The following is a 24,131-nucleotide window of genomic DNA, read 5'->3' on the forward strand; positions in this document are numbered from 1 at the left end:
CGGGACGGGGAGGAAACGCGGCACGAACGGACACTTCACTCTCCTGGTCTTGTCGGTGGCGGTCGGTCGGCGGGATCCACCGCCCTCAGGCGGGGGAGAGGTCAATGCATCACCTCGGTCATGAAGACGTTCATGGAGTCGCAGACCAGGTCGTGGCGCAGGCCGCCGACCTGGCACTGCAGGATCAGATCGGTCGCGCCCGCCTCCGCGATGCGCGCCACGGCCTTGCGCGAGCCCTCCACGTCGTCGACCACGACCATCAGGTGCTCGCGGAGGGTCGCCATGGCCTCCTCCGGGGGCATGCCCGCGGCGAGCTGGCCGAGCACCCGGTGGGTGGCGTGGCGGGCGTCGTAGTAGTCGGGCGGGGTGACCAGGTTGACCTGGCGGCGGATGTACCAGAGGACCGCGTCGGCGGCCTCGTCGCGGGCGTCGCCGACGTACCACGGGATCATCAGCGCGATCCGCCTGGTGGCGGGGTCGAAGCCGCTGTCGGCGAGGCACTCCTTGTAGCGGGCGATGTCGGCGGCCACGTCGTCGACGCCCTTGAGCATCGTCATGCCGAGCAGGTTGTAGCCGTGCCTGGCCGCGGCCAGGTATCCCTCCAGGGAGGTGGAGGCCACCCACACGGGCGGGTGGGGCACCTGGGCGGGCCGCGGGTAGACCGCCACGTCGGGGATCTCGAAGAACTCGTTCGACCTGCTGATCGGCTCGCCGTCGGCCCGCCAGATGTCCAGTGTCGCCTCCAGGCTGTCCTCCCAGATCTGGCGCGACTTCTCGAACGGCCGCTGGAAGGCCTGGTACTCCAGGGGTGAGGCGCCGCGTCCGGTGCCGAACTCGACCCTGCCGCCGCTGAGCACGTCGAGGGTGGCCACGCGCTCCGCGGTCCTGATCGGCGACTGGAAGGGCAGCAGCACCACGCCGAGTCCGAGGTGGATGCGGGTGGTGCGCTGGGAGATCGCGGCGAGGACCAGGTCGGGCGCGGAGGAGTGGGAGAAGCCGCGGGTGAAGTGGTGCTCGACGAACCACGCGGTGTCGAACCCCAGACGGTCGCCGAGGACGACCTGGTCGATCACGTTCTGGAATGCCTGCCGTTCGACCTCGCGGGTCCGACCGCGGACCTCCAGCTCGTATCCCAGGCTGATCCGCATGCACGCCTCCCGATAGAGAACCAAGCGCTCGCTTGGTTGAGCGTAGCAGCAGACCGGGACTTGCGGGAAGGGCGCGGGGAGATCAGAGTGAGTGTCCGTGAGCGCGGAGAAGCGGCGAAAGCAGGGGCTGAGGCGGTCGAAAGATGACACGCTCCCAGACATGAGATTGCGTCGCGCCGGAGAGGCTCACGACGAGCCCGCACTGGCCAGCGCCCGCAGGTTCGAGGCGTTCGGCAGAGTGATGGCCGCGCTGGCGAGCGAGGCCGAGTTCATCGAGTCGTGCCGCGACCTCACCTGGTGGCGCGGCGCCGACCACAGCTGGCACATCTCGTGGCGAGACGGGCCCTACGCCTCCGAGGTGGTCACGCTCCTGGCCGAGCACGTCCGCGATCCCGGTTTCGACGGGAGCCTGGTCACGGTGGTGGGCCCCGGCACGCCCTCCTCCGCCGTGCTCGACGTGATGGGCGTGCGCTTCGAGCTGCAGGCGGTCGACCCGCTCGGCAGGTCGAGGGCCGACGCGCGACCCGGGTTCTGGCGGTTGGCCGAGGCGCTCGACACCACCCGCAGCACCAACGCCAGGCGGCCGTGGGAGGAGCTGCTCGGCGGTTAGCCGATCTCCAGCCGCGCCCTGTGCGAGCGGGGCGGGCCGAACAGCTGCGCGTCCGAGGAGGCGCGCTTGAAATGGCGGTGGGCGTCGTGTTCCCACGTGATGCCGATCCCGCCGTGGATCTGGATGTTCTCGCCCGCCGCCCTCAGATAGGCCTCCGAGCAGTAGGACCCGGCGACGGCGGCGTTCTCCCTCGTCGGCTCCTCCGCCGCCGCCCACGCCGCCGACCGTGCGGACTCCACCACGAGCAGCAGGTCGGCCAGCCTGTGCTTGATCGCCTGGAAGGAGCCAATGGGGCGGCCGAACTGGTGGCGCAGCTTGGCGTAGGAGGTCGCCTCCTCCAGGCACCTGGCCGCGCCGCCCGCCTGCTCGGCGGCCAGCGCGATGACCGCCAGGTCGCGCACCCGCTCCCATGCGGCGCCGTCGCCGGCCTGCCGTACGCGGACGTGGTCGAAGGACAGCGCGGTCAGCGGGCGGCTGGCGTCCATGGTCTCGTACGGCACGCGAGCCGAAGGCTCGGCCTCGACCAGCCGCCCCCCGGCGTAGACGAGCACGGTCTCGGCGTCCAGCACGTAGGGGGCGGCTCCGCTCAGCCGCTCGCCCTCCAGGACGCACGAGTGCTCGGACGGCAGCACCACGGTGGCGGTGCGCGTCCCCTCGGCGATCGCCCTGAGCAGGGCGGGGTCGTCGGTGGCGGCCGCCGCCATCACGGCGGTCTGGAGAAACGGATGGGACGACAGTGATCTGCCGATCTCCTCGCACACGACGGCCAGTTCTCGCATGCCGTATCCCGCTCCGCCGAAAGGCTCGGGAACGGCGAGTCCCGCGATTCCGAGTTCGCCGGCGAAACGCGCCCACGGCGCGTCCGGATGGGCGGCGAGAAACGACCGGACGACGGCCCGCAGCTCGGGAAGGCTCACAACGATTGATTTAACCAAGCGATTGCTTGATTTTCCAGCCTGACCATCGGTTGACTCAAATTTACTTTTCCTGTATGTCCGCATAGTCTGATAAGCGAACTATGGAGAAGATTGCTATCGAATACGCTGATTTTGCCGAATATGATCGGCGTCAGCGAGGCATCCAGCGCCATGTGCTGGCCGCCTTCGTCGGGGGACTGGTGGTCGGCTCTTTCGGCGTGCTCATGTCCGGCCTCCGCCTGGGGGTCTACGACCCCTACGCCTACCTCGCGCTGGCGGTCGTCGTCGGCGCGACGGCGACGGGCTTCGGCTGGGCGCTGCTGACCACCTTCCTCGCCTCGGTCTCCACCCTGGTGGCCGCCATAGCGGGCAGCGCGCTGCGCGGCGACCTGCGCTTCGAGGCCATCGGCGGCAGCGCCGCCGGCGTCAACCTCCTGCTCGTCCAGCTGGTGGTGTTCGGGCTGCTCGCCTACTTCACCCGCAGGCGCGACCTGTGGGGTGACCTCGCCGCGGGCGTCATCTCGGGGCTGCTGCTCGGCGACGTCATCGACCGCGCCACTCCTGGCGGGGTCGACTGGGAGATCGGCTTCTGGCCCGTCCCCGCCATCGCCATCGGCTCTCTGGCCGTGGTCGGCGTCCTCGCCCTGCGGCGCACGATGGCGGGCAGGGCGCGCGCCGCCACGATCGCCTGCGTGGTCGCGGGAGCCGTCGCGGCGGCGCTCCTCGCCCTGTGAAGGGCGAAAGTCGGTAGCCTGTAGGTCTTCACATCCGGGCCCTAACTAGGAGTAGCCGTGTTGCTGCGCATGTCGTCGTTGTTGCTTCGCACCCTGCGGGACGACCCGGCGGACGCGGAAGTGCCGAGCCACAAGCTCCTCGTCCGCGCCGGATACGTCCGCCGCGTGGCCCCTGGCATCTACTCCTGGCTCCCGCTCGGCAAGATCGTCCTGGAGAACGTCACCCGCGTCGTCCGCGAGGAGATGAACCGCATGGGCGGCCAGGAGGTGCTCTTCCCCGCGCTGCTGCCCCGCGAGTACTACGAGTCCACGGGCCGCTGGACCGAGTACGGCGACACGCTCTTCCGCCTCAAGGACCGCAAGGGCGGCGACTACCTGCTCGGCCCCACCCATGAGGAGCTGTTCACCGACATGGTGAAGGGCGAGTACTCCTCCTACAAGGACTACCCCGTCACGCTCTACCAGATCCAGACGAAGTACCGCGACGAGGCGAGGCCCAGGGCGGGCATCCTGCGCGGCCGCGAGTTCCTGATGAAGGACTCCTACTCCTTCGACCTCGACGACGACGGTCTCAAGCGCTCCTACGAGCAGCACCGCGAGACCTACATCCGCACCTTCGACCGCCTCGGTCTCGACTACAAGATCTGCTTCGCCACCTCGGGCGCCATGGGCGGCTCGGCGTCGGAGGAGTTCCTGGCGCCCACGCCCACCGGCGAGGACACCTTCGTCAACTGCCACCACTGCGGCTACGCCGCCAACGCCGAGGCCGTGGTCACCACCGCGCCCGCCGCCAGGCCGGTCGAGGGACAGCCCGCGCTCCAGGTGCTCGACACCCCCGACACCCCGACCATCGAGACGCTCGTGTCGCTGGTCAACGCCGAGCACGGCCTGAACATCACCGCCGCCGACACCCTCAAGAACGTCGTCGTCAAGGTCACCACGCCCGGCTCCGACAAGGTCGAGACGCTGATCATCGGTGTGCCCGGGGACCGCGAGGTCGACTTCAAGCGCCTGGAGGCCTCCCTCGCCCCCGGCGAGCCCGCCATCTTCGAGGCCGAGGACTTCGCCAAGCACCCCGGCCTGGTGCGCGGCTACATCGGCCCGCAGGTGCTCAAGGACCTCGGCATCCGCTACCTCGTCGACCCGCGCGTGGTCACCGGCACCTCGTGGGTGACCGGCGCCAACGAGCCGGGCAAGCACGCCGCCAACGTCGTCGCGGGACGCGACTTCGTCCCCGACGGCACCATCGAGGCCGCCGAGGTCCGCGAGGGCGACGCCTGCCCCCGCTGCGGCAATGGGCTGTCCATCGACCGCGGCATCGAGATCGGGCACATCTTCCAGCTCGGCCGCAAGTACGCCGACGCCGCGGGCCTGGACGCCCTCGGCCCCGACGGCAAGCCGATCAGGATCACCATGGGCTCCTACGGCATCGGCGTCTCGCGCGCCGTGGCCGTGATCGCCGAGCAGAAGTTCGACGAGCTCGGCCTGGTCTGGCCGCGCGAGGTCGCCCCCGCCGACGTCCACATCGTCGGCACGGGCAAGGACAACCAGGTCGAGGTGGCCGTCCAGCTCGCGGAGGAGCTCGAGTCGCGCGGGCTGCGTATCCTCGTCGACGACCGTCCCTCGGTGTCGCCCGGCGTGAAGTTCAAGGACGCCGAGCTGCTGGGCCTGCCCACCATCCTGGTGATCGGCCGGGGTCTGACGCAGGGCGTCGTCGAGCTGCGCGACCGCGCGACGGGGACCAAGGAGGAGATCCCGCTCGCGGAGGCGGCCGAGCGCGTGCTCGCCGCCTGCCGTAGCTGACCCGTCCGTTACGGCGGGCACGGGCCAGGCCACCGGTGTCACCGGTGGCCGCCCGTCCACCACGCCGCTGCGGCGCGACTTCGGCGGGCCGCCGTTACATCGCCCCGTACGCCCGCGGACTTCCCCTACACCTTCGACGGGTACGCCGCGTTCCTGGACCGGTTCGCCTGGGGCAGGCGGTGAGCCAGGAGGGGTTCATGGACGAGTTCGTCGGCGAGGTCGCCGACCATCTCGTCGAACGGATCAGCCCCGACCTGTGGCGGCTGTCGTGGCCGCTGATGGACACGCCCACCCGCCGTGAGATCGCCGTCGGCCTGATGGAGGGGCTCAAGGAGAACCTCGACTGGCTGCCCCGCTACCCAGGCCTACCTGAGGGAGCACCGGCCGCCCACGCTGGTCGTCTGGGGTCCGCAGGACGGTTACATGCCCGAGGGCGCCGCTCGCGCCTACCTGCGCGACCCGCCGGACGCCGAGCTGCACCTGCTGGATGGCGGGCACTGGGCGCTGGAGACCGACCTGGACGAGATCGTCGCCCTCGTCCGCGCCTTCCTGTCCCGCCTCGCGCCCGGTAGCGCCTCAGGCCGGTAGGGGCGGTGGCTAGTACCGGTAGTGGCGGTGTCCGCGCCCGCCGAGGGACTTGCTGAGGTGGAAGCCGCCAGGAAGCCTGAGCGTGAGGTGGCGGCGCCCGTCGGGAGTGGTGCTGACGTGGAACCTGCGGTTGCCGAAGCTGTGGCCGACCCCGTGACGAGAGAGGTGGATCCTGAACGGTCCCACCTTGATCGACTTGCGGTAGTGCCAGCCCATCGAGCCTCCTTGGGGAAAAGTCCGTGGTGCCCTGAAAACGAAGGGCACCACGGATGAGTTCCCTGATCAGCGGCGAGAGCCGCTCCCCAGAGTCTTGCGCCAGTGCAGGCCGCCGGGGAGGTTCACCGACAGCGTCCGCCGCCCGTCGGCCGTCCTCGTCACGCGGAAGGCCCTGTTGCCCCAGCTGTGGCCGACGCCGCCGCGGGACAGGTTGAGTCGGAACGGACCTATTTTGATGGACTTCCTGAAGCTCCAGCCCATGAATGCCTCCATCGGGGGAAAGGTGACGCACCCCCGGCTACCCGTGACGATCGTTTCCAACCTGTCCCCAGGGTGAGAGGAGCCCCGCGCCACAGCTCCCTGCAAGGGCCTTCCGGTGAGCCGCCTCCTGGGGTCAGCCGCCGGGCGTGGGAGAGGGCGGCTGGGGCGCGCGCGGGGGCATGCCGGGGAAGACGGCGATCGCGGGGCGGAAGCCGTACGACCTGACGGCCGACTCCTGCATGGCGAGCGCCGCCATGCGGCGCGTCGTGGCCTGGCCGGCAGCGGCCAGCTCCAGGTAGGCCGCGGTGACGCCCGCCTCCACGAGGACGGCCAGCCGCACGGCCTCCGTCGCGTTGTCCGGCATCACGGGCAGCGAGTAGGCGGCCTCGGGCTCGGCCGGCTTGCCGCCGCCCGACGAGATGAGCGCGCGCAACTGGTCGCGTCTGGCCCTGTGGGCGTCGAAGGCGGCCGTCACCTTGTCCCGCAGCGCGCCGGTGGTGCGCGCGCCCATCAGGCCGTAGGCGTAGACGGCCGCGTGCTCGGCGGCCAGCGCCTTGTTCATGGCCACCAGGTCGTCGGCCGCCGCGGCCCTCACAGCGACCTCGGCAGGGCGACGGCGTGCAGGGCCTCGCAGGCCCCGATGCTGGCGATCAGCTGGGCCAGCGAGGGGGAGGCGGTGCCGAGCTGGCGGGCGCGCATGGCGGCGGCCTTCCGCTCGGTGTCGCGCAGCCTGGTCAGCGACACCTTCGGCGGCTTCTTCGACGGCGAGGGCTTGACGGAGGGCGTGGCGGGGGCCGGCGGCGACGGCTCGGCGGAAAGCCGCTCGCGCAGCGCGGCCAGGTGCTGCTCGTGACGCTCCTTGAACGGCGCCAGCTTCGCGCCGTCCGCGCCCACCAGGGCGGCGTAGAGGCCGATCGTGCGTTCCTTCTCGGCGATCAGCTCGCGCAGCAGCAGCTGTTCGGGGTCGGGCGCCTTCGAGGCGGCGGGCTCGGGCGACCCCGCCGTACAGCCGGAGAGCGCCGCCATCGCCGCGCCGCCCGCGAGCACGGCACGCCGGGACAGGGGACGCAAGGAGAACCTCCGGTCGGGTGAGGAAGGCACACAGCATCGTAAGGGCTGACACGTGCCGTTGGCGCGTTCCGCCCGACCGTGCCGTGGTGCGATATGGTCTCGCTCTCAACGAGTCTCCGCCGCCCGACCCTGTCGAGTGGCGCTCTTTCCGTGCCTTGGTACCGATAGGGTTATTGAGCAGTCGTCGACTGAGCGGCCGCCATCACGGGCGGTCATGGATCGCAACACAATAGGGAGGTCGATATGGGCAGCGCATCATCCCGCGACCACCTGATGAAGCTCCTGGAGCCCGTCGTCGCCACCGCAGGTCTCGACCTGGAGGACGTCACGGTCACCCGGGCGGGCAAGCGAAGCCTGCTGCGCGTGGTCGTCGACAAGGACGGCGGGGTGACGCTCGACGACATCGCCGAGGTGAGCCAGGCGGTGTCCGACGCGCTCGACGGCGACGACACCATGGGCCAGTCGCCCTACACGCTCGAGGTCTCCTCGCCGGGCGTCGACCGCCCGCTCACCGAGCCGCGCCACTGGCGACGCGCTGCCAAGCGCCTGGTCAAGGCGGATCTGCGCGACGGCGGCCTGGTCGAGGGCCGCATCCGCGGCGCCGACGACGAGGGCGTGGAGATCGACGTCGACGGCGCGCTGCGCAGGATCGACTATCAGGACCTGACCCGAGGACGGGTACAGGTGGAATTCCGCCGGTTCGAGGACGAGGAAGACGACCTCGACGACGGCGACGAGGGCTAAGGGGGAAGCCTCGTGGACATCGACATGAGCGTCCTGCGCAGCCTTGAACGGGAGAAGGACATCTCCTTCGACCTGGTCGTGAAGGCGATCGAGGACGCGTTGCTGATCGCCTACTTCCGCACGGAGGGCGCCGCGGCCAAGGCCAGGGCGGAGCTCGACCGCGCCACCGGGCACGTCACCATCTACGCCGCCGAGCTCGACGACGAGGGTGACATCGTCAGGGAGTTCGACGACACCCCCGGCAACTTCAGCCGCATCGCGGCCACCACCGCCAAGCAGGTCATCCTGCAGCAGCTGCGCGACGCCGAGGACGAGATCAACTTCGGCGAGTTCGCCAGCCGCGAGGGCGAGCTGGTCTCCGGCGTGATCCAGCAGGGGCAGGACCCCCGCGTGGTGCTCGTCGACCTCGGCAAGATCGAGGCCGTGCTGCCCCACAACGAGCAGGTCCCCGGCGAGGACTACGTGCACGGTGAGCGCATCCGCGCGTACGTGGTGCAGGTGAAGAAGGGCCACAAGGGCCCGTCGGTGACGCTGTCGCGCACCCACCCTGGGCTGGTGAAGAAGCTCTTCGCCCTGGAGGTGCCCGAGATCGCCGACGGCACCGTCGAGATCGCGGCGGTCGCGCGCGAGGCGGGGCACCGTACGAAGATCGCGGTTCGCTCCCGCAAGCCGGGCGTCAACGCCAAGGGCGCCTGCATCGGGCCGATGGGCTCGCGCGTGCGCAACGTGATGACCGAACTCCACGGCGAGAAGATCGACATCATCGACTGGTCGGAGGACCCTGGGGAGTTCGTCGGGAATGCCCTGTCCCCCGCGCGTGTTTCGCATGTCGAGGTTCTCGATCTGGAAGGCCGTGTGGCGCGCGTCACAGTGCCCGACTACCAGCTCTCCCTGGCCATCGGCAAGGAGGGGCAGAACGCCCGGCTGGCGGCGAGGCTCACGGGGTGGCGGATCGACATCCGTCCTGACACCCAGGCGGATGATCCCGCCGGTTCCGTAGATGCGTCCAAGCGGTAAGCTGGAATATGGTGGCCAGGCGGCCCCGCTGAGAACATGCGTGGGCTGCAGGGTTCGCACGGCTAAGTCCGAGCTGCTCCATCTGGTGCTTGTCGAGGGCCACGTGGTCCCTGACCTGCACGGACGGCTTCCCGGCCGAGGTGCCTCGCTGCATCGCGACCTGAGCTGTCTGGAGCTTGCCGAGCGTCGCCGAGCGTTTCCGCGCGCTTTTCGCGTGCCGGGGCCGCTTGACGTCTCGCGACTGCGAGCGCACCTAGAGGGAGAACCACATGTCATGTAGGACGCCGAGTTGATGGGCGGAGTCAGATTGCTATGAGCGCCTGATGAGCACGCGGCGATGAAGACGTCAAGGTAACGACGGTCCGGACGGCACTGCCAGCCTCCCGGGCCGAGTAAGGGAGTGCAGTGGCGAAGGTCCGGGTATACGAGCTCGCTAAGGAGTTCGGCGTTGAGAGCAAGGTCGTCATGGCCAAGCTCCAGGAGATGGGAGAGTTCGTCCGTTCGGCGTCCTCGACCATCGAAGCGCCGGTAGTCCGCAGGCTCACCGAAGCTTTGGGCGTATCCAAGCCCTCGAAGGGCGGCGGTTCGTCGTCCAAGCCGCAGCCGCCGAAGGCTGCGCCCCGGCCGGCTGACAGCCAGGCCGGTAACGGCGCCGCGGAGGCGCCTGTCTCGTCGAGCCCGCGTCCGGGCCCGATTCCGAAGCCGGGGCCGCGCCCCGGTCCCGCCGGTGGCACTCCGCGCCCGCCGGTTCCCATGCCTCACCAGACGCAGCCGGAGGCCGCGCCCGCGGAGGCTCCTCGCGAGGCCCCTCAGGCCCCGCAGGCTCCCAGGTTCGAGGGCCCGCGCCCGACGCCTGGTCCCCGTCCGGGTCCCGCGGCCCGTCCCGGTCCGCGTCCCGGTCCCGCCCAGCAGGGCGGCCGTCCCTCCGGCCCCGGTGGTCAGCAGTCCGGCGCACCGCGTCCCGGTGGCCAGGGCGGACCTGGCGGCCAGCGCGAGGGTGGGCGTCCGGGCCCGAAGCCGGGTCCGCGTCCGGGTCCCCGTCCTGGCAACAACCCGTTCTCGTCCAACGCGACCGGCATGGGCCAGCGTCCGCCGCGTCCCGGCGGTCCTCGTGAGGACCGTCCTCGTGAGGACCGTGGTCCGCGTCCCGGTGGTCCTGGCGCCGGCGCGCCGCGTGACGGCGCCATGCCGCGTCCGCCCGCCGGCCGTGGCCAGGGCGGTCCCGGCGCCGGTGGTCCGCGTCCCGGACCTGGCGCGGGCGGTCCGCGTCCCGGGCCCGGTGCGGGTGGTCCCCGTCCCGGCGGGCCGCGTCCCAACCCGATGATGATGCCGCAGGGTCGTCCTGCCGGCCCCGGCGGCGGTGGCGGCGCAGGCCGTCCCGGCGGTGGCGGCGGTGGTCGTCCCGGCGGTGGCGGCGGTGGTCGTCCCGGTGGTGGCGGCGGCTTCGGCGGTCGTCCCGGCGGTGGCGGTGGCGGCGGCTTCGCCGGCCGTCCCGGCGGTGGCGGCGGCGCGGGTCCGCGCACCGGCACCGGCGGTCCCGGTGGCGGCGGCGGTGGTTTCGCCGGTCGTCCCGGTGGCGGCGGTCGTGGTCGCGGCGGCGGTACGGCAGGCGCGTTCGGCCGTCCCGGCGGCCGTCCCGCGCGTGGTCGCAAGTCCAAGCGTCAGAGGCGCCAGGAGTTCGACAACATGTCGGCGCCGGCGATCGGCGGCGTGCAGGTTCCTCGCGGCAACGGCGCGACGATCAGGCTCCCGCGTGGTGCGTCGCTGTCCGACTTCGCCGACCGCATCGGCGCCAACCCCGCCTCGCTGGTGCAGATCATGCTGCACCTCGGCGAGATGGTGACCGCCACGCAGTCGGTCAACGAGGAGACCCTGCAGCTGCTGGGCGCCGAGCTCGACTACAACATCCAGGTCGTCAGCCCGGAGGAGGAGGACCGCGAGCTTCTCGAGGCCTTCGACATCGAGTTCGGCGAGGACGAGGGCGACGAGGGCGACCTCGCCGCGCGTCCGCCGGTCGTGACCGTCATGGGTCACGTCGACCACGGTAAGACGAAGCTGCTCGACGCCATCCGCAACACCAACGTGGTGGCGCGCGAGGCCGGTGGCATCACCCAGCACATCGGTGCCTACCAGGTCGCCACCGAGCACGAGGGCGAAGACCGGAAGATCACCTTCATCGACACCCCCGGTCACGAGGCGTTCACCGCCATGCGTGCCCGCGGTGCCAAGGCCACGGACATCGCCGTCCTGGTGGTCGCGGCCGACGACGGTGTGAAGCCGCAGACCATCGAGGCGCTCAACCACGCCCAGGCGGCCGACGTGCCCGTCGTCGTCGCGGTCAACAAGGTCGACAAGGAGGGCGCGGACCCGAACAAGGTGCGGGCCCAGCTCACCGAGTACGGCCTGGTGGCCGAGGAGTACGGCGGCTCGACCCTGTTCGTCGACATCTCCGCCAAGAACGGGACCGGCATCGAGAATCTCCTCGAGGCCATCCTGCTCACCGCGGACGCCGAGCTCGACCTGCGGGCCAACCCGTCGATGGACGCCCAGGGCATCACCATCGAGGCGCGCCTGGACAAGGGCCGCGGCCCCGTGGCGACCGTCCTGGTCCAGCGCGGCACGCTGCGCGTCGGCGACTCCATCGTCTGTGGCGAGGCCTTCGGCCGCGTCAGGGCGATGCTCGACGACAACGGCGACCCGGTGGAGGAGGCCACGCCGTCCTTCCCGGTCCTGGTGATGGGTCTGACCGCCGTCCCGAGCGCGGGAGACAACTTCATCGTCGTCTCCGACGACCGGATGGCCAGGCAGATCGCCCAGCAGCGCGCGGCGCGCAAGCGCAGCGCCGACATGGCGAAGTCGAGCCGTCGCCGCACCCTCGAGGAGCTGTTCAGCGACCTCGAGAAGGGCCGCGTCGACGAGCTCAAGCTCATCATCAAGGGTGACGTGTCCGGTTCGGTCGAGGCGCTGGAAGACGCCCTGCTCAAGATCGACGTCGGCGACGAGGTCAGGCTCCGTGTCCTGCACCGCGCCGTCGGTGCGATCACCGAGTACGACGTCAACCTGGCCGTCGCCGACGACAACGCGGTCATCATCGGCTTCAACGTCAGGCCCGAACCCCGGGCCCGCGACCTGGCCGAGCGCGAGGGCGTCGACATCCGCTACTACTCGGTCATCTACCAGGCGATCGAGGAGATCGAAGCGGCGCTCAAGGGCATGCTCAAGCCCGAGTTCGAAGAGGTCCAGATGGGCACCGCCGAAGTCCGCGAGGTCTTCAAGGTGCCGAAGATCGGCAACGTCGCCGGTTCGCTGGTCCGCTCGGGCACGATCGTGCGCAACAGCAAGGCCCGGATCATCCGGGACGGTGTCGTCATCGCCGACAACCTCACCGTTTCGTCGCTGCGTCGCTTCAAGGACGACGCGACCGAGGTCCGCGAGGGCTTCGAGTGCGGTATCGGTGTCGGGTACAACGACATCAAGCTCGACGACGTCATCGAGACGTTCGAGATGCGGGAGAAGCCGCGCGTGTAACGCGCGGTAGGGCGCCTGGCGGAGTGTTCGCCGGGCGCCCCTCGCACGCCCGGGTCCCTTCGGACCTCCCACCCGTGTCCCGGAGCGCGCTTCGGCGCGTCCCGGTGACACAGGTCAGGGCCTGCCCGGCATCGCCGGGCTCCGCACTCTTCCTGGTCCCCCTGGGCCGGCCGGGACCCGTGCCTTCCTGGATCCCTCCAGGGCGGCGCGGACCGGTGTGCGCGGGGGTCCCCCCGGAGCGGGTGGGTCTCGCGTCGGCTGGAGCCGTACGGGTAGGTGGGGTGTGCAGTCTCACCCAGGCGAACCGGACTAACGGGTCGTGTGGGAGCGTTGTCGATACTGGTGCCGATCGTGTGCGCACGGACGGCGCCGCACCGCATACCGGGGGACGGCCCGGGTGTGCGGGGCGTGCGAGGAACCGGGTAGGGCCTTCCACCGCGGCCCGTCCGGACGGCCTCGCACGCGACCGGAAAACGGACTCGCGGTGGTTGCCAACGATGTATGTCGGTGCCCTGACCCTGGACATCCTGCTCGGCGACGTTCACTCGCTGAAACAGAAACGATCCGTGGTGCGTCCCATCGTCGCCGAGGTGCAGCGGCGCTTCCCCAGCGTCGCGGTAGCCGAGACCGGCCATCTCGACCTGCATCGCAGGGCGGAGATCGGCATCGCCGTCGTCTCCGCCACCGCGGGCAACTGCGGTGAGGTGATGGACGCCTGCGAGCGGTTGGTGGCCTACCGCCCCGATATCGAGTTGCTGTCGGCCAGGCAGCGGCTCTACAACGACGAAGATTGACCGAGCACTAGGGGGATCGAAGATGGTGGACGCCGCACGAGCGCGCAAGCTCGCCGACCGCATCCAGCAGGTCGTCGCCGAGATGTTGGAGCGCCGGATCAAGGACCCGCGGCTGGGCTTCGTGACCGTGACCGACACGCGCATCACCGCTGACCTGCGGGAGGCGACGGTCTTCTACACGGTGTTCGGCTCCGAGGCCGAGCGGGCCGACAGCGCCGCGGCGCTGGAGAGCGCGAAGGGCGTCATCCGCTCGGAGGTGGGCAGGCAGACGGGCGTCCGCTTCACGCCCACGCTGACGTTCAAGCACGACCCGTTGCCCGACAGCGCTCGCCAGATGGACGAGCTGTTCGCGGCGGCGAAGGAGCGTGACCAGGAGGTCGCCAAGCGCGCCGAGGGCGCCTCCTACGCGGGTGAGGCCGACCCGTACAGGAAGCCGGAGCTCGACGAGGAAGAGGACGAGCCCTCCGACCGCGCGGGATACTCCGCGACGTGACGCCGGACGTGCGCGACGAGACCCTCCGCCCGTCCGCCGGCCCCTCCCAGGGGGCGGCGGGCGGGGGTGCGGCGCGCCCCGCGTCCCAGGACCGCGACCCCGAGCGCGCGGGCGTGAGCGCGCAGGCGGGTGGCGGCCCTGCCGGTGGCGCGGCGAAGGCGATCCCCGAGCCGGCATGGGACAGGGCGCTCGACCTGATCCGCGGCGCCGACGAGGTGGCGCTGGCCTGCCACATCTCGCCCGACGGAGACGCGCTCGGCTCGATGCTGGCCGCGGCCAAGGCGCTGAAGGCGATGGGCAAGCGGGTCGTGGCCTCCTTCGGGGACCGCAGGTTCGCGGTGCCGCGGCTGCTGCGCTTCCTTCCGGCCCAGGACCTGCTCACGGTCCCCTCCGCCTTTCCCTCCGAGCCCGAGGTGATGATCACCTTCGACTCCTCGACGCTCGACAGGCTGGGTCTGCTGGCGGTCAACGCCGCGAAGGCGCGCGAGGTCATCGTCATCGACCATCACGCCTCCAACGACGGCTTCGGCACCGTCAGCCTCATCGATCCCGGTGTGGCGGCGACGGCCGTCCTCACCGAGGAGCTGATCCGCCGCCTCGGGGTGCCGCTCGACCGCGACATGGCGACGCTGCTCTACGTGGGGCTGGTGACCGACACGGGGTCGTTCAGGCACTCCTCGACCACGCCCGCCGCGCACGAGATGGCGGCCAGGCTGGTGGCGGCGGGGCTGCGCACCGACGAGATCGCCCGCGAGCTGTGGGACCGCTCTCCGTTCGGCTACCTGAAGGTGCTCGGGGCGGCGCTCGAGCGCGTGGTGCTGGAGGACGACCTGGTGTGGACGTACGTCACCCACACCGACAGGGCCGCGTACGGCCTGCCGTACGACGAGGTGGAGGGGATCATCGACGTGATCCGCCGCACCGACGAGGCCGATGTCGCGGTGGTGCTGAAACAGGACGACGACGGCGTGTGGCAGGTGTCCACGCGTTCCAAGGGCGGCGCGGACGTCGGCGCGATCTGCACGGCGCTCGGCGGCGGCGGGCACGCCTACGCGGCGGGGTTCACCTCGCACGACAGCGTGGAAGTGACGATGGACCGGTTTCGAGAACTGCTGAGGAAAAGGTAGATGGCCGAGAGCGGTCTGATCATCGTGGACAAGCCCGCCGACTGGACCTCCCACGATGTGGTCGGCAAGATGCGGCGCATCGCGGGCACCAGACGGGTCGGGCACGCCGGCACCCTCGACCCCATGGCGACCGGGGTGCTGGTGATCGGTGTGGAGAAGGCGACCAGGTTGCTCGGGCACCTGGCGCTGACCGAGAAGGTGTACGAGGCGACGATCAGGCTCGGCGTCACCACCAACACCGACGACGCCGAGGGCGAGGTCACGGCCACCGCGCCGACCGACGGCGTGACGGCCGAGGCCGTGCGCAAGGAGATCGAGGCGCTCACCGGGCGCATCATGCAGGTGCCTCCGCAGGTCTCGGCGATCAAGGTGAACGGCGAGCGCGCCTACAAGCGGGCCAGGGCCGGCGAGGACGTCGAGCTGGCGGCCCGGCCCGTCACCGTGTACGACTTCGACGTCACGTCCATCGACGGACCCGAGGTCAGGGCCACGATCAGGTGCTCCAGCGGGACCTACATCAGGGCGCTCGCCAGGGACCTGGGGTCGGCCCTCGGGGTCGGCGGTCACCTGACGTACCTGCGCAGGACCAGGGTGGGGCCCTACGACCTGTCCCTCGCCAAGACGATCGACGAGCTGGCAGGGGAGTGCGTGGTGCTGCCGATCGGGGAGGCGGTGTCCGCGGCCTTCCCCCGGCGGGACGTGAACGCCGACGAGGCGCGGGTGATCTCGCACGGGGGGCGGCTGCCTTCGGCGGGGCTCGGCAAGGGGCCGATCGGGGTATTCGGGCCCGAGGGCGAGTTGCTGGCGCTGGTGGAGGAGCAGGGGCGCCTGGCCAAGCCCCTGGCGGTCTTCGTCGGCTGATTCCTCGCCGCACGGGCGGGACGTCGCCGCCGAGGTTCTCAGGCGAGCCGTGGCCCGGTGGCGGAGCTCACGGCTTGCGGGCGACCATGATGTCGCGGACGATCGCCTGGTCCACCCAATGGGCGAAGTCGGGGTAGTCCCGCACGTCGAGTCCGTTCGAGGTCAGGATCGCCGCCAGGTCGTCGCGTGAGCCGCCGTAGGTGTTCCACGCGATCCCGATCGCCCCTCCGGGCCGCAGCAGCTCGGCCCAGACCGGCACCGCCTTGGCGATCAGGTCGAGGGGGCTGCGCGACAGGCCGGTGGAGCCCTTGCTGCCGTGCTGCACGCCGTACGGCGCGTCGGTCACGATGACGTCGAACGAGCGCGGCTTGAAGAACTCGCGGCTGCGCAGGGTGTCGGCGTTGACCACGGCCACCTGCTGCGTCTCGCCCGCCTTGTAGGCCTCCTTCGACAGCCCGAAGCTCACGTTGAGCCGCCGCCCGACCAGCGCTCGCTCCCGCCTGACGGGCACGGTCTCGGCGGTGTGCTTGAGCCGCTTGTTCTTCAGCCACGTCCTGAGGAAGCCGCTGTAGGCGTCGAAGTCCTTGCCGTCGACGTCGATCCCGTAGGCGTCGTAGCCGTACATGAGGGCCTGGTTGAGGGTCGTGCCGCGCCCGCACATGGGGTCGAAGACCGACAGGTGGCCGTCCAGCGGGAAGTCGGAGGCGAGCACGGTGACGTTGAGCAGCAGCTTGGTGAAGTGTTCGTTGGTCTTGCCCGCGTACTTCTGGATGGTGATGAGGTCGCTGGAGAGCCGGTCGAGCGGGCGCATCTCCATGGGCCTCAGCAGGTCGCCCTCGACGCCGAAGATCGCGTAGACGGAGGACAGGTTGGACAGGAGCGCGAGGTCGGGCTCGTCGGCCTGGAACGTCACGTACGGCACGCCGCCGATCCGCGTCTCCTCCACGTCGGAGACGGCGGCGAACACCTCCAGCTCACCGTGGGTCAGGCGGATGGAGCTCTCGCCGTAGACCCGGTTGTAGGCGGGCAGGATCAGCAGCGCGTATCGGGACATGCAGCGGATGGTACCGCGCGGCCGTTTGCGCTGTTCCCGACGGGAGCGCGGTGACGGTACTCACCCCGTTGCGAACCACCCCGCGGGGCATGGCACGCTTGAGGGTGATTGATCCGCCACGAGACGAATGGGGCGCGGGCGTGCAGGAGTCGGAAAGATCCGTCGTCACGATCGGCGTGTTCGACGGCGTGCACCGCGGCCACCGACGAGTGGTCGAGCGCGCCGTGGCCGTCGCCCGATCGCGCGGCCTGCCGTGCGTGGCCGTCACGTTCGAGCCGCATCCCGCCGAGGTCGTCAGGCCGGGTACCCAGCCGCGCCGGCTGACCACGGTGAGGCACAGGGCGGAGCTGCTGACCGCGCTGGGCGTGGACGAGGTGTGCGTGCTGCCGTTCACGATGGACCTGTCGCGCCTCAGCCCCGCCGACTTCGCGCAGAGCGTGCTGGCCGATCGGCTGCGCGCCGCGGTGGTCGTGGTCGGCGCGAACTTCACCTTCGGCCACAGGGCGGCCGGTGACCCCTCGACCCTGCGCGAGCTGGGCGACAAGTACGACTTCACGGTGGAGGAGATCCCCCTGGTGTCCGGTGTTTCATCCACTCTTGTCCGCGAGCTCGTCGCGGCGGGGGACGTCGAGTCCGCCGCCGAGGCCCTCGGCCGCCCGCACCGGGTCGAGGGCGTCGTCGTCCGCGGCTACCAGCGCGGCCGCCAGCTCGGCTTCCCCACGGCCAACGTCGAGACCCCGCCGAACACCGCCATTCCCGCGGACGGCGTCTACGCGGGCTGGTTGCGGTGCGTGGCGGTCGGCAACCTGCCCGCGGGCTACGACGGCTGCGTCTGGCCCGCGGCCATCTCGGTCGGTACGAACCCCACCTTCGAGGGCGTGCCGCGGACGGTGGAGGCGTACGCGCTCGACAGGGACGACCTCGACCTGTACGGCATGCACGTGGCCGTCGACTTCGGCGCGCGCCTGCGCGGGAACACGAAGTTCGACTCGATCGAGGCGCTCATCGCCCAGATCCACGCCGACGTCGACGAGGTCCGCCGCCTGACCAGCTAGAGGCCGGTCGGACAGGGGTGTCCACGGGTGCCTCCCGCCCGCCCTTCCGCGTGGACTCGCACTCCGCGGCCGGGACTATCGTTGGGGACCTATGGGAGGTCATGTGGACGGATCCGGCGGCCGTCGGGCCCTGGCGACGCTGCGCGCCGACTGCGAGCGCTGCGCCGGGTTGTGCTGCGTCGTGCCCGCGTTCGCGGCCTCGGCCGACTTCGCGATCGACAAGCCGGCGGGCAAGGCGTGCCCCAACCTGCGCGCCGACCACCGCTGCGGGATCCACGCCCGGCTGCGGGAGAAGGGCTTCGCCGGGTGCACGGTCTACGACTGCTTCGGCGCGGGCCAGCAGGTCACCCAGTCGGGCCTCGCCGACAGGGCCGTCGAGGTGTTCCCCGTCATGCGGGACCTGCACGAGCTGCTCTACTACGTCACCGAGGCGCTGGGCTGGCGGGCCGCCGAGCCCGTGCACGGGGAACTGGCGGGTGCCGCCGCCGAGATCGAGGGCCTGATCGGCGGTGACGCCGACGTCGTCGCCAAGGTCGACACGGGAGCGCTGCGCGCGCGGATCAGCCCGTTGCTGCTGAGGGCAGGCGAGCTGGTGCGCAACCACGGTGGCCGGGTGGGGCGCAAGATGAAGATGGACCTCATGGGCGCCAAGCTCAGGGGCGCCGACCTGCGCCGCGCGACCCTGCGGGGCGCCTACCTGATCGGCGCCGACCTCAGAGGGGCGGACCTGCGCGAGGCCGACGTCATCGGCGCCGACTTCAGGAACGCCGACCTCGGCGGCGCCGACCTCAGGGGCTGCCTGTTCCTGACGCAGTCGCAGCTCGACGCCGCCAGGGGTGACGCGGCGACGCGCATCCCCGCGGCGTTCGCTCGTCCGGGACACTGGCGACAGCGGTGATCTCCACCCGCTGTCCCGGACAGCCAGGACAGACCCCGCCCAAGGGGCGGAGGTGCTCGGTCGGCGCGGGCAGTGCCTGTCAGACCGGTGGCATCGGGTCGTACTGAATGAACCGCCGCACCTGGGCGGCCCTTTCGACTCCCGCCAGCCTGGCCACCAGGTGGAGGGCCATGTCGATCCCCGCCGACACTCCGGCGGACGTCACCACGTCGCCGTCGTCGACGAACCTGTCGTCGGCCCGTACCTCGATGCTGGGGTCCAGCTCGGCGAGCCGGTCGAGGGAGCCCCAGTGAGTGGTCGCCGGACGGCCCTTCAGCAGGCCCGCCGCGGCGAACACCAGCGACCCCGTGCAGACGCTGGTCATCAGCGGCACCTTCGCCCTCATCTCGCGCACCCACGCCAGGTGCGCCTCGTCCGACACCAGCGGCCTGGTGCCGAGGCCGCCGGGATGCAGCAGCAGGTCCAGGTGACCGACGTCGGCGAAGCCGTACTGCGCGTGCAGGCCGAGCCCCTTCGAGGCGCGGACCGGCCCGGGTTCTCGGGCGAAGGAGACGAGGTCGGCCTCGTCAGGCCGCTGCTTCGACCACATCCCGAACACCTCCCAGGGGCCGACCGCGTCGAGCTCCTCCACGTCGTCGAAGAGCAGGATGCCTATGCGCATGTGGTCCTCCTGATGAAGTGTCGCGGCGCCGGGGAGGTTCCCGGCGGCTCGCCCATCTTCAGGCTGGTCGGAGGTGGGGTCTGGCGGCAAGGACACCATCATGACGATTTCCGCCATGGCCGGCCGCCCATGAACGATGTGTCAGGGGACGGACCGCGATGGTAACCTTGCATGTCGGCTCTGTAACGGTGGCGCTGCGCGCTGCCCTGAAGTGCCTTCTCGCGGCGACTGTAGGCACGCACGGTCGTTCGCTATCTCATCTCATCGACGCGTGTCCGTAGATCGAAGGAGAGCCGTGTCCCTCGACACCGCTGCCAAGAAGGCAATCATCGGCGAGTACGCGACGGCCGAGGGCGACACCGGGTCGCCCGAGGTGCAGATCGCGCTGCTCAGCAAGCGCATCAGCGAGCTCACCGAGCACCTGAAGACGCACAAGCACGACCACCACAGCCGTCGTGGTCTGCTGCTGCTCGTCGGTCGCCGGCGCCGCCTGCTGAAGTACCTGCAGAACAACGACATCGCGCGTTACCGTTCGCTCATCGAGCGGCTCGGCCTGCGCCGATAGACTAAGAAGGGAGCGGCGCACAGGCGCCGCTCCCTTCTCATATAGCTCCCGGCGCGCCTAGTGTCGGACAACTGAATATCCGAGACACACTGAAAGCCCCCGCGTCCGCTACAGCACCATGCGACCCGCGACGCCTGCGGGCCGGTCCTCGGTAGTGGCTTCCGGTCATCGTGACCGGGCGCTTCGATCGAAGACCGGCGCTGCACCTTACGAAGGGTGCCGGTGAAAGAGGGCGCGGGAGACCAACTCATCTAGGAGGTCCCCCGTGGAGGGTGTCCACACCGCCGAAGCCGTCATAGACAACGGCTCCTTCGGCACGCGCACGATCCGGTTCGAGACCGGTCGGCTCGCGCGGCAGGCGGCCGGCTCGGCCGTCGCCTACCTCGATGGCGAGACCATGGTCCTGTCCGCCACCACCGCGTCCAAGAGCCCCAAGGACAATCTCGACTTCTTCCCGCTGACGGTCGACGTCGAGGAGCGCATGTACGCCGCGGGCCGCATTCCCGGCTCGTTCTTCCGCCGTGAGGGCCGTCCCTCCGAGGACGCCATCCTCACCTGCCGCCTGATCGACAGGCCGCTGCGCCCGTCCTTCGTCAAGGGCCTGCGCAACGAGGTCCAGGTCGTGGCGACCGTCATGGCGCTGAACCCCGACCACCTCTACGACGTGGTCGCGATCAACGCCGCCTCGCTGTCCACCCAGCTGGCCGGGCTGCCCTTCTCCGGCCCGATCGGCGGCGTCCGCGTCGCGCTGATCGACGGCCAGTGGGTCGCGTTCCCGACGCATCCGGAGCTGGAGCGGGCCACGTTCGACATGGTCGTGGCCGGTCGCGTCCTCGAGGACGGCGACGTCGCGATCATGATGGTCGAGGCCGAGTCCACCAGGCAGACGCTCAAGCTCGTCGCCGACGGCGCGGTCGCCCCGACCGAGGAGACCGTCGCGCAGGGCCTCGAGGCGGCCAAGCCGTTCATCAAGGTGCTGTGCGAGGCGCAGTCCAAGGTCGCCAAGGTCGCGGCCAAGGAGACGGCCGAGTTCCCCGTCTTCCTCGACTACCAGGAGGACGCGCTCGAGGCCGTCGAGGGCGCGGTCAAGTCCGAGCTCGCCGCGGCGCTGACGATCGCCGGCAAGCAGGAGCGCGAGACCGAGCTCGACAGGGTCAAGGGCCTGGTGGCCGAGAAGCTGCTGCCGGACTTCGAGGGTCGCGAGAAGGAGCTGAGCGCCGCCTTCCGCAGCCTGACCAAGAAGCTCATGCGCGAGCGGGTCATCAAGGAGGGTGTCCGCATCGACGGGCGCGGTCCGAAGGACATCCGCGCGCTCAACGCCGAGGTCCACGTGGTCCCGAGGGTCCACGGCTCGGCCCTGTTCGAGCGCGGCGAGACCCAGATCCTGGGCATCACCACGCTGAACATGCTGCGCATGGAGCAGGTCGTCGACACGCTCAACCCCGAGCGGACCAAGCGCTACATGCACAACTACAACTTCCCGCCCTACAGCACGGGCGAGACCGGTCGCGTGGGCTCGCCCAAGCGGCGCGAGATCGGTCACGGCGCGCTGGCCGAGCGGGCGCTCATCCCGGTCCTGCCGACGCGTGAGGAGTTCCCCTACGCGATCAGGCAGGTCTCCGAGGCGCTCGGCTCCAACGGCTCGACCTCGATGGGCTCGGTCTGCGCCAGCACGATGGCCCTGCTCGACGCGGGTGTCCCGCTCAAGGAGATGGTCGCCGGCATCGCCATGGGCCTGATCGGCGAGGGCGACACCTACGTCACCCTGACCGACATCCTCGGCGCCGAGGACGCCATGGGCGACATGGACTTCAAGGTCGCCGGCACCAAGGACGTCATCACCGCCCTTCAGCTCGACACCAAGCTCGACGGCATCCCGGCCTCCGTGCTGGCCGCCGCGCTGAAGCAGGCCAAGGGCGCCCGCCTGGCGATCCTCGACGTGATGCAGGAGGCGATCGACTCCCCGGCGGAGATGAACCCGACCGCGCCGCGCATCATCACGATCAAGGTCCCCGTCGACAAGATCGGCGAGGTCATCGGCCCCAAGGGCAAGATGATCAACCAGATCCAGGACGAGTCCGGCGCCGAGATCACCATCGAGGACGACGGCACGATCTACATCGGCGCCACCGACGGTCCGTCGGCCGAGGCCGCGCGCAGCGCGATCAACGCCATCGCCAACCCGCACATGCCCGAGGTGGGCGAGCGCTACCTGGGCACGGTCGTGAAGATCGCCGCCTTCGGCGCGTTCGTCTCGCTCATGCCGGGCAAGGACGGCCTGCTCCACGTCTCCCAGATCCGCAAGCTGCACGGCGGCAAGCGCATCGAGAACGTCGAGGACGTCATGAGCGTCGGCGCCAAGATCCAGGTGGAGATCGCCGAGATCGACTCCCGTGGCAAGCTCTCGCTGGTGCCGGTCGAGGTGATCGAGAAGGAGGCCGCCGCCAAGGAGGCCGCCGGCTCGGGCGTCGAGGAGGAGGCCGCTCCGGTCGCCGAGTCGGCCCCCGTCACCGAGGACAAGCCGCGCGAGGACAAGCCGCGTGACGACAAGCCCCGTCGCACCCGCACCAGGGTCCGCAAGCCCGCCGGCGACGGAGAAGACCGGAACTCGTGACCACGACCACACTGCATCCCGGCAAGGACGGTGCCGGGATCGTCAGGCGCACCGTCCTCCCCGGTGGGCTGCGTGTGGTGACCGAGACCATGCCGACCGTGCGTTCCGTCGCGGTCGGCATGTGGGTCGGCATCGGCTCCCGTGACGAGGCCCCCGAGCACATGGGGGCCACCCACTTCCTTGAGCACCTGCTGTTCAAGGGCACCCCCACGCGCGACGCCATGCAGATCTCCGCGTCCATCGAGGGCATCGGCGGCGAGATCAACGCCTTCACCGCCAAGGAGTACACCTGCTACTACGCGCGGGTCCTCGACGAGGACCTGCCGCTGGCCGTCGACGTGCTGGCCGACGTGGTCACCTCGTCGCTGGTCACCGAGGAGGACGTCGAGTCCGAGCGTGGCGTGATCCTCGAAGAGATCGCCATGCACGACGACGACCCCTCCGACGTGGTGCACGAGCAGTTCTCCTCCGCCCTGTACGGCGACTCGCCGATCGGGCGGCCGATCCTGGGCACCGTCGAGTCCATCAACGCCCTCGGGCGCGACCGGATCGTCGAGTACTACCGCGCCTACTACCAGCCGCCGCGCACGGTCGTCTCCGTCGCGGGCAACATCCGGCACGAGCACGTGGTGGAGCTGGTGGCGCGGGCGTACGAGCGGGCAGGGGCGCTCGCGGGCCCGCGCGAGTGCGCGCCGCCGCGCACCAGCGGTCCAGGAGCGGAGGCCCGCTCCGAGGTCCGGGTGCTCGACCGGCCCACCGAGCAGGCCAACCTCGTACTGGGCACGACCGGCATGTCGCGCACCGACGACCGCCGGTTCGCGCTGGGCGTGCTCAACGCGGCGCTGGGCGGCGGCATGTCGTCCAGGCTCTTCCAGGAGATCAGGGAGAAGCGCGGCCTGGCGTACTCCGCCTACAGCTACACCTCGGCCTACGCCGACACGGGCCAGTTCGGGATCTACGTCGGCTGCATGCCGTCGAAGATCGACGATGTGCTCCAGATCTGCAGGGACGAGGTGGCCAGGGTCGTCTCCGACGGGATCACCGAGGAGGAGATCCTGCGCGGCAAGGGCCAGATGCGCGGCGGGCTGGTGCTCGGGCTGGAGGACACCGGGTCGCGGATGTCGCGGATCGGTAAGAACGAGCTGGTCTACGACGAGCTGATGGCGGTGGACGAGGTGCTGTCGCGGATCGAGTCGGTCACGCCCGACGAGATCTCGGAAGTGGCCAAGGACGTCCTGAGCCGCCCGCTGACGCTGGCGGTCATCGGCCCGTACGCGGACAAGGACTTCTCCGCGGCGATCGCGTAGCGGTCGCGCGCGTTCCTTCCGCCGTGCCGGCGGGCGTGGAGCCCGCGTCAGTACGGCACGGCGGG

General features: G+C 70.5%; 25 protein-coding genes. 17 read left to right on the top strand and 8 right to left on the bottom strand.

All coding sequences use genetic code 11. The features are described from left to right. Window positions 1-101 precede the first annotated feature (101 nt). Window positions 102-1,148: an LLM class flavin-dependent oxidoreductase gene (locus AC3EO4_RS28405; protein WP_379581038.1), complete on the bottom strand. Its 1,047-nt coding sequence runs from the start codon at window positions 1,146-1,148 to the stop codon at window positions 102-104. A gap of 160 nt (window positions 1,149-1,308) precedes the next feature. On the opposite strand from AC3EO4_RS28405, the gene AC3EO4_RS28410 reads away from it, so the two are divergent. After that, window positions 1,309-1,758, top strand: coding sequence for a hypothetical protein (locus tag AC3EO4_RS28410; RefSeq protein WP_379581039.1), 450 nt, complete (start codon window positions 1,309-1,311; stop codon window positions 1,756-1,758). Here AC3EO4_RS28410 and AC3EO4_RS28415 read toward each other — a convergent pair. Then, window positions 1,755-2,675, bottom strand: a complete 921-nt coding sequence (locus AC3EO4_RS28415; protein WP_431898592.1) for an acyl-CoA dehydrogenase family protein — start codon at window positions 2,673-2,675, stop codon at window positions 1,755-1,757. The genes AC3EO4_RS28410 and AC3EO4_RS28415 overlap by 4 nt on opposite strands. Window positions 2,676-2,848: 173 nt before the next feature. On the opposite strand from AC3EO4_RS28415, the gene AC3EO4_RS28420 reads away from it, so the two are divergent. From AC3EO4_RS28420 to AC3EO4_RS28430, 3 genes are all read left to right on the top strand, one after another. Next, window positions 2,849-3,409 carry a hypothetical protein gene (locus AC3EO4_RS28420; RefSeq protein ID WP_431898593.1) on the top strand — a complete coding sequence of 187 codons (561 nt, stop codon included), beginning with the start codon at window positions 2,849-2,851 and terminating at the stop codon, window positions 3,407-3,409. Window positions 3,410-3,466: 57 nt separating this feature from the next. Beyond that, window positions 3,467-5,212 (top strand): proline--tRNA ligase, encoded by a 1,746-nt coding sequence (locus tag AC3EO4_RS28425; protein ID WP_431898594.1) that lies wholly within the window; start codon window positions 3,467-3,469, stop codon window positions 5,210-5,212. Between the two features lie 423 nt (window positions 5,213-5,635). Then, the gene (locus tag AC3EO4_RS28430) at window positions 5,636-5,800 is read left to right on the top strand and encodes an alpha/beta fold hydrolase (RefSeq protein ID WP_379581044.1); all 165 of its coding nucleotides are present in this window, start codon (window positions 5,636-5,638) and stop codon (window positions 5,798-5,800) included. Between the two features lie 9 nt (window positions 5,801-5,809). On the opposite strand, the gene AC3EO4_RS28435 is transcribed toward AC3EO4_RS28430, so the two are convergent. From AC3EO4_RS28435 to AC3EO4_RS28450, 4 genes are all read right to left on the bottom strand, one after another. After that, a complete protein-coding gene (locus AC3EO4_RS28435; protein WP_379581045.1) occupies window positions 5,810-6,016 on the bottom strand; it encodes a DUF4236 domain-containing protein in 207 nt (68 codons plus the stop codon). Window positions 6,017-6,082: 66 nt separating this feature from the next. Further along, window positions 6,083-6,289, bottom strand: a complete 207-nt coding sequence (locus AC3EO4_RS28440) for a DUF4236 domain-containing protein (RefSeq protein ID WP_379581046.1) — start codon at window positions 6,287-6,289, stop codon at window positions 6,083-6,085. 121 nt (window positions 6,290-6,410) lie between these two features. After that, window positions 6,411-6,872, bottom strand: a complete 462-nt coding sequence (locus AC3EO4_RS28445) for a ferritin-like domain-containing protein (RefSeq protein ID WP_431898595.1) — start codon at window positions 6,870-6,872, stop codon at window positions 6,411-6,413. Continuing rightward, window positions 6,869-7,348 carry a hypothetical protein gene (locus tag AC3EO4_RS28450; protein WP_431898596.1) on the bottom strand — a complete coding sequence of 160 codons (480 nt, stop codon included), beginning with the start codon at window positions 7,346-7,348 and terminating at the stop codon, window positions 6,869-6,871. The genes AC3EO4_RS28445 and AC3EO4_RS28450 overlap by 4 nt, the downstream gene beginning before the upstream one ends. A 243-nt stretch (window positions 7,349-7,591) precedes the next feature. Here AC3EO4_RS28450 and rimP point away from each other — a divergent pair, with 243 nt between their 5' ends. The 8 genes from rimP to truB all read left to right on the top strand — a co-directional run bounded on the left by rimP (window position 7,592) and on the right by truB (window position 15,912). Then, complete coding sequence (rimP, locus tag AC3EO4_RS28455; RefSeq protein WP_379581049.1) at window positions 7,592-8,092, top strand: ribosome maturation factor RimP; 501 nt, start codon at window positions 7,592-7,594, stop codon at window positions 8,090-8,092. Between the two features lie 12 nt (window positions 8,093-8,104). Then, entirely contained in the window at window positions 8,105-9,109 is a 1,005-nt protein-coding gene (nusA, locus tag AC3EO4_RS28460; RefSeq protein WP_379581050.1) for a transcription termination factor NusA, read from the top strand. Beyond that, complete coding sequence (locus AC3EO4_RS28465; protein ID WP_379581051.1) at window positions 9,093-9,389, top strand: YlxR family protein; 297 nt, start codon at window positions 9,093-9,095, stop codon at window positions 9,387-9,389. The genes nusA and AC3EO4_RS28465 overlap by 17 nt, the downstream gene beginning before the upstream one ends. Window positions 9,390-9,514: 125 nt before the next feature. Next, a complete protein-coding gene (infB, locus tag AC3EO4_RS28470) occupies window positions 9,515-12,637 on the top strand; it encodes a translation initiation factor IF-2 (RefSeq protein WP_379581052.1) in 3,123 nt (1,040 codons plus the stop codon). A 497-nt stretch (window positions 12,638-13,134) separates the two neighbouring features. Beyond that, window positions 13,135-13,431 carry a DUF503 domain-containing protein gene (locus AC3EO4_RS28475; protein WP_354906737.1) on the top strand — a complete coding sequence of 99 codons (297 nt, stop codon included), beginning with the start codon at window positions 13,135-13,137 and terminating at the stop codon, window positions 13,429-13,431. A gap of 22 nt (window positions 13,432-13,453) precedes the next feature. Then, a complete protein-coding gene (gene rbfA, locus AC3EO4_RS28480; protein WP_379581053.1) occupies window positions 13,454-13,924 on the top strand; it encodes a 30S ribosome-binding factor RbfA in 471 nt (156 codons plus the stop codon). Further along, a complete protein-coding gene (locus AC3EO4_RS28485) occupies window positions 13,921-15,051 on the top strand; it encodes a DHH family phosphoesterase (protein WP_431898597.1) in 1,131 nt (376 codons plus the stop codon). The genes rbfA and AC3EO4_RS28485 overlap by 4 nt, the downstream gene beginning before the upstream one ends. Next, window positions 15,052-15,912 carry a tRNA pseudouridine(55) synthase TruB gene (gene truB, locus AC3EO4_RS28490; RefSeq protein WP_431898598.1) on the top strand — a complete coding sequence of 287 codons (861 nt, stop codon included), beginning with the start codon at window positions 15,052-15,054 and terminating at the stop codon, window positions 15,910-15,912. A 67-nt stretch (window positions 15,913-15,979) separates the two neighbouring features. Here truB and AC3EO4_RS28495 read toward each other — a convergent pair whose 3' ends face one another. After that, on the bottom strand, window positions 15,980-16,966 hold the full coding sequence (locus AC3EO4_RS28495; RefSeq protein ID WP_431898599.1) for a TRM11 family SAM-dependent methyltransferase: 987 nt from the start codon (window positions 16,964-16,966) through the stop codon (window positions 15,980-15,982). A gap of 89 nt (window positions 16,967-17,055) precedes the next feature. Here AC3EO4_RS28495 and AC3EO4_RS28500 point away from each other — a divergent pair, with 89 nt between their 5' ends. Beyond that, on the top strand, window positions 17,056-18,021 hold the full coding sequence (locus tag AC3EO4_RS28500; protein WP_379581057.1) for a bifunctional riboflavin kinase/FAD synthetase: 966 nt from the start codon (window positions 17,056-17,058) through the stop codon (window positions 18,019-18,021). 103 nt (window positions 18,022-18,124) lie between these two features. Beyond that, a complete protein-coding gene (locus AC3EO4_RS28505) occupies window positions 18,125-18,919 on the top strand; it encodes a pentapeptide repeat-containing protein (RefSeq protein ID WP_431898600.1) in 795 nt (264 codons plus the stop codon). A gap of 79 nt (window positions 18,920-18,998) precedes the next feature. On the opposite strand, the gene AC3EO4_RS28510 is transcribed toward AC3EO4_RS28505, so the two are convergent. Beyond that, window positions 18,999-19,580, bottom strand: coding sequence for a DJ-1/PfpI family protein (locus tag AC3EO4_RS28510; RefSeq protein WP_379581059.1), 582 nt, complete (start codon window positions 19,578-19,580; stop codon window positions 18,999-19,001). 295 nt (window positions 19,581-19,875) lie between these two features. Between AC3EO4_RS28510 and rpsO the strand changes: the two genes are divergently transcribed. The 3 genes from rpsO to AC3EO4_RS28525 all read left to right on the top strand — a co-directional run bounded on the left by rpsO (window position 19,876) and on the right by AC3EO4_RS28525 (window position 24,066). Beyond that, window positions 19,876-20,145 (top strand): 30S ribosomal protein S15, encoded by a 270-nt coding sequence (gene rpsO / locus AC3EO4_RS28515; protein WP_379581060.1) that lies wholly within the window; start codon window positions 19,876-19,878, stop codon window positions 20,143-20,145. Between the two features lie 265 nt (window positions 20,146-20,410). Then, window positions 20,411-22,759: a polyribonucleotide nucleotidyltransferase gene (locus tag AC3EO4_RS28520; protein ID WP_431898601.1), complete on the top strand. Its 2,349-nt coding sequence runs from the start codon at window positions 20,411-20,413 to the stop codon at window positions 22,757-22,759. Continuing rightward, the gene (locus tag AC3EO4_RS28525) at window positions 22,756-24,066 is read left to right on the top strand and encodes a M16 family metallopeptidase (protein WP_431898602.1); all 1,311 of its coding nucleotides are present in this window, start codon (window positions 22,756-22,758) and stop codon (window positions 24,064-24,066) included. The genes AC3EO4_RS28520 and AC3EO4_RS28525 overlap by 4 nt, the downstream gene beginning before the upstream one ends. The last annotated feature ends 65 nt before the right edge of the window (window positions 24,067-24,131 follow it).

The sequence above is a fragment of the Nonomuraea sp. bgisy101 genome (assembly GCF_057708945.1).

Excerpts from the sequence above, each read along its gene's own strand:
- AC3EO4_RS28435 (WP_379581045.1), bottom strand. The coding sequence starts at position 6,016 with ATGGGCTGGCACTACCGCAAGTCGATCAAGGTGGGACCGTTCAGGATC.
- rbfA (WP_379581053.1), top strand. The coding sequence starts at position 13,454 with ATGGTGGACGCCGCACGAGCGCGCAAGCTCGCCGACCGCATCCAGCAG.
- truB (WP_431898598.1), top strand. The coding sequence starts at position 15,052 with ATGGCCGAGAGCGGTCTGATCATCGTGGACAAGCCCGCCGACTGGACC.
- AC3EO4_RS28475 (WP_354906737.1), top strand. The coding sequence starts at position 13,135 with ATGTATGTCGGTGCCCTGACCCTGGACATCCTGCTCGGCGACGTTCAC.
- rimP (WP_379581049.1), top strand. The coding sequence starts at position 7,592 with ATGGGCAGCGCATCATCCCGCGACCACCTGATGAAGCTCCTGGAGCCC.
- AC3EO4_RS28510 (WP_379581059.1), bottom strand. The coding sequence starts at position 19,580 with ATGCGCATAGGCATCCTGCTCTTCGACGACGTGGAGGAGCTCGACGCG.
- AC3EO4_RS28405 (WP_379581038.1), bottom strand. The coding sequence starts at position 1,148 with ATGCGGATCAGCCTGGGATACGAGCTGGAGGTCCGCGGTCGGACCCGC.
- AC3EO4_RS28495 (WP_431898599.1), bottom strand. The coding sequence starts at position 16,966 with ATGTCCCGATACGCGCTGCTGATCCTGCCCGCCTACAACCGGGTCTAC.
- AC3EO4_RS28440 (WP_379581046.1), bottom strand. The coding sequence starts at position 6,289 with ATGGAGGCATTCATGGGCTGGAGCTTCAGGAAGTCCATCAAAATAGGT.
- AC3EO4_RS28430 (WP_379581044.1), top strand. The coding sequence starts at position 5,636 with ATGCCCGAGGGCGCCGCTCGCGCCTACCTGCGCGACCCGCCGGACGCC.
- AC3EO4_RS28500 (WP_379581057.1), top strand. The coding sequence starts at position 17,056 with ATGGCACGCTTGAGGGTGATTGATCCGCCACGAGACGAATGGGGCGCG.
- AC3EO4_RS28465 (WP_379581051.1), top strand. The coding sequence starts at position 9,093 with ATGCGTCCAAGCGGTAAGCTGGAATATGGTGGCCAGGCGGCCCCGCTG.
- AC3EO4_RS28410 (WP_379581039.1), top strand. The coding sequence starts at position 1,309 with ATGAGATTGCGTCGCGCCGGAGAGGCTCACGACGAGCCCGCACTGGCC.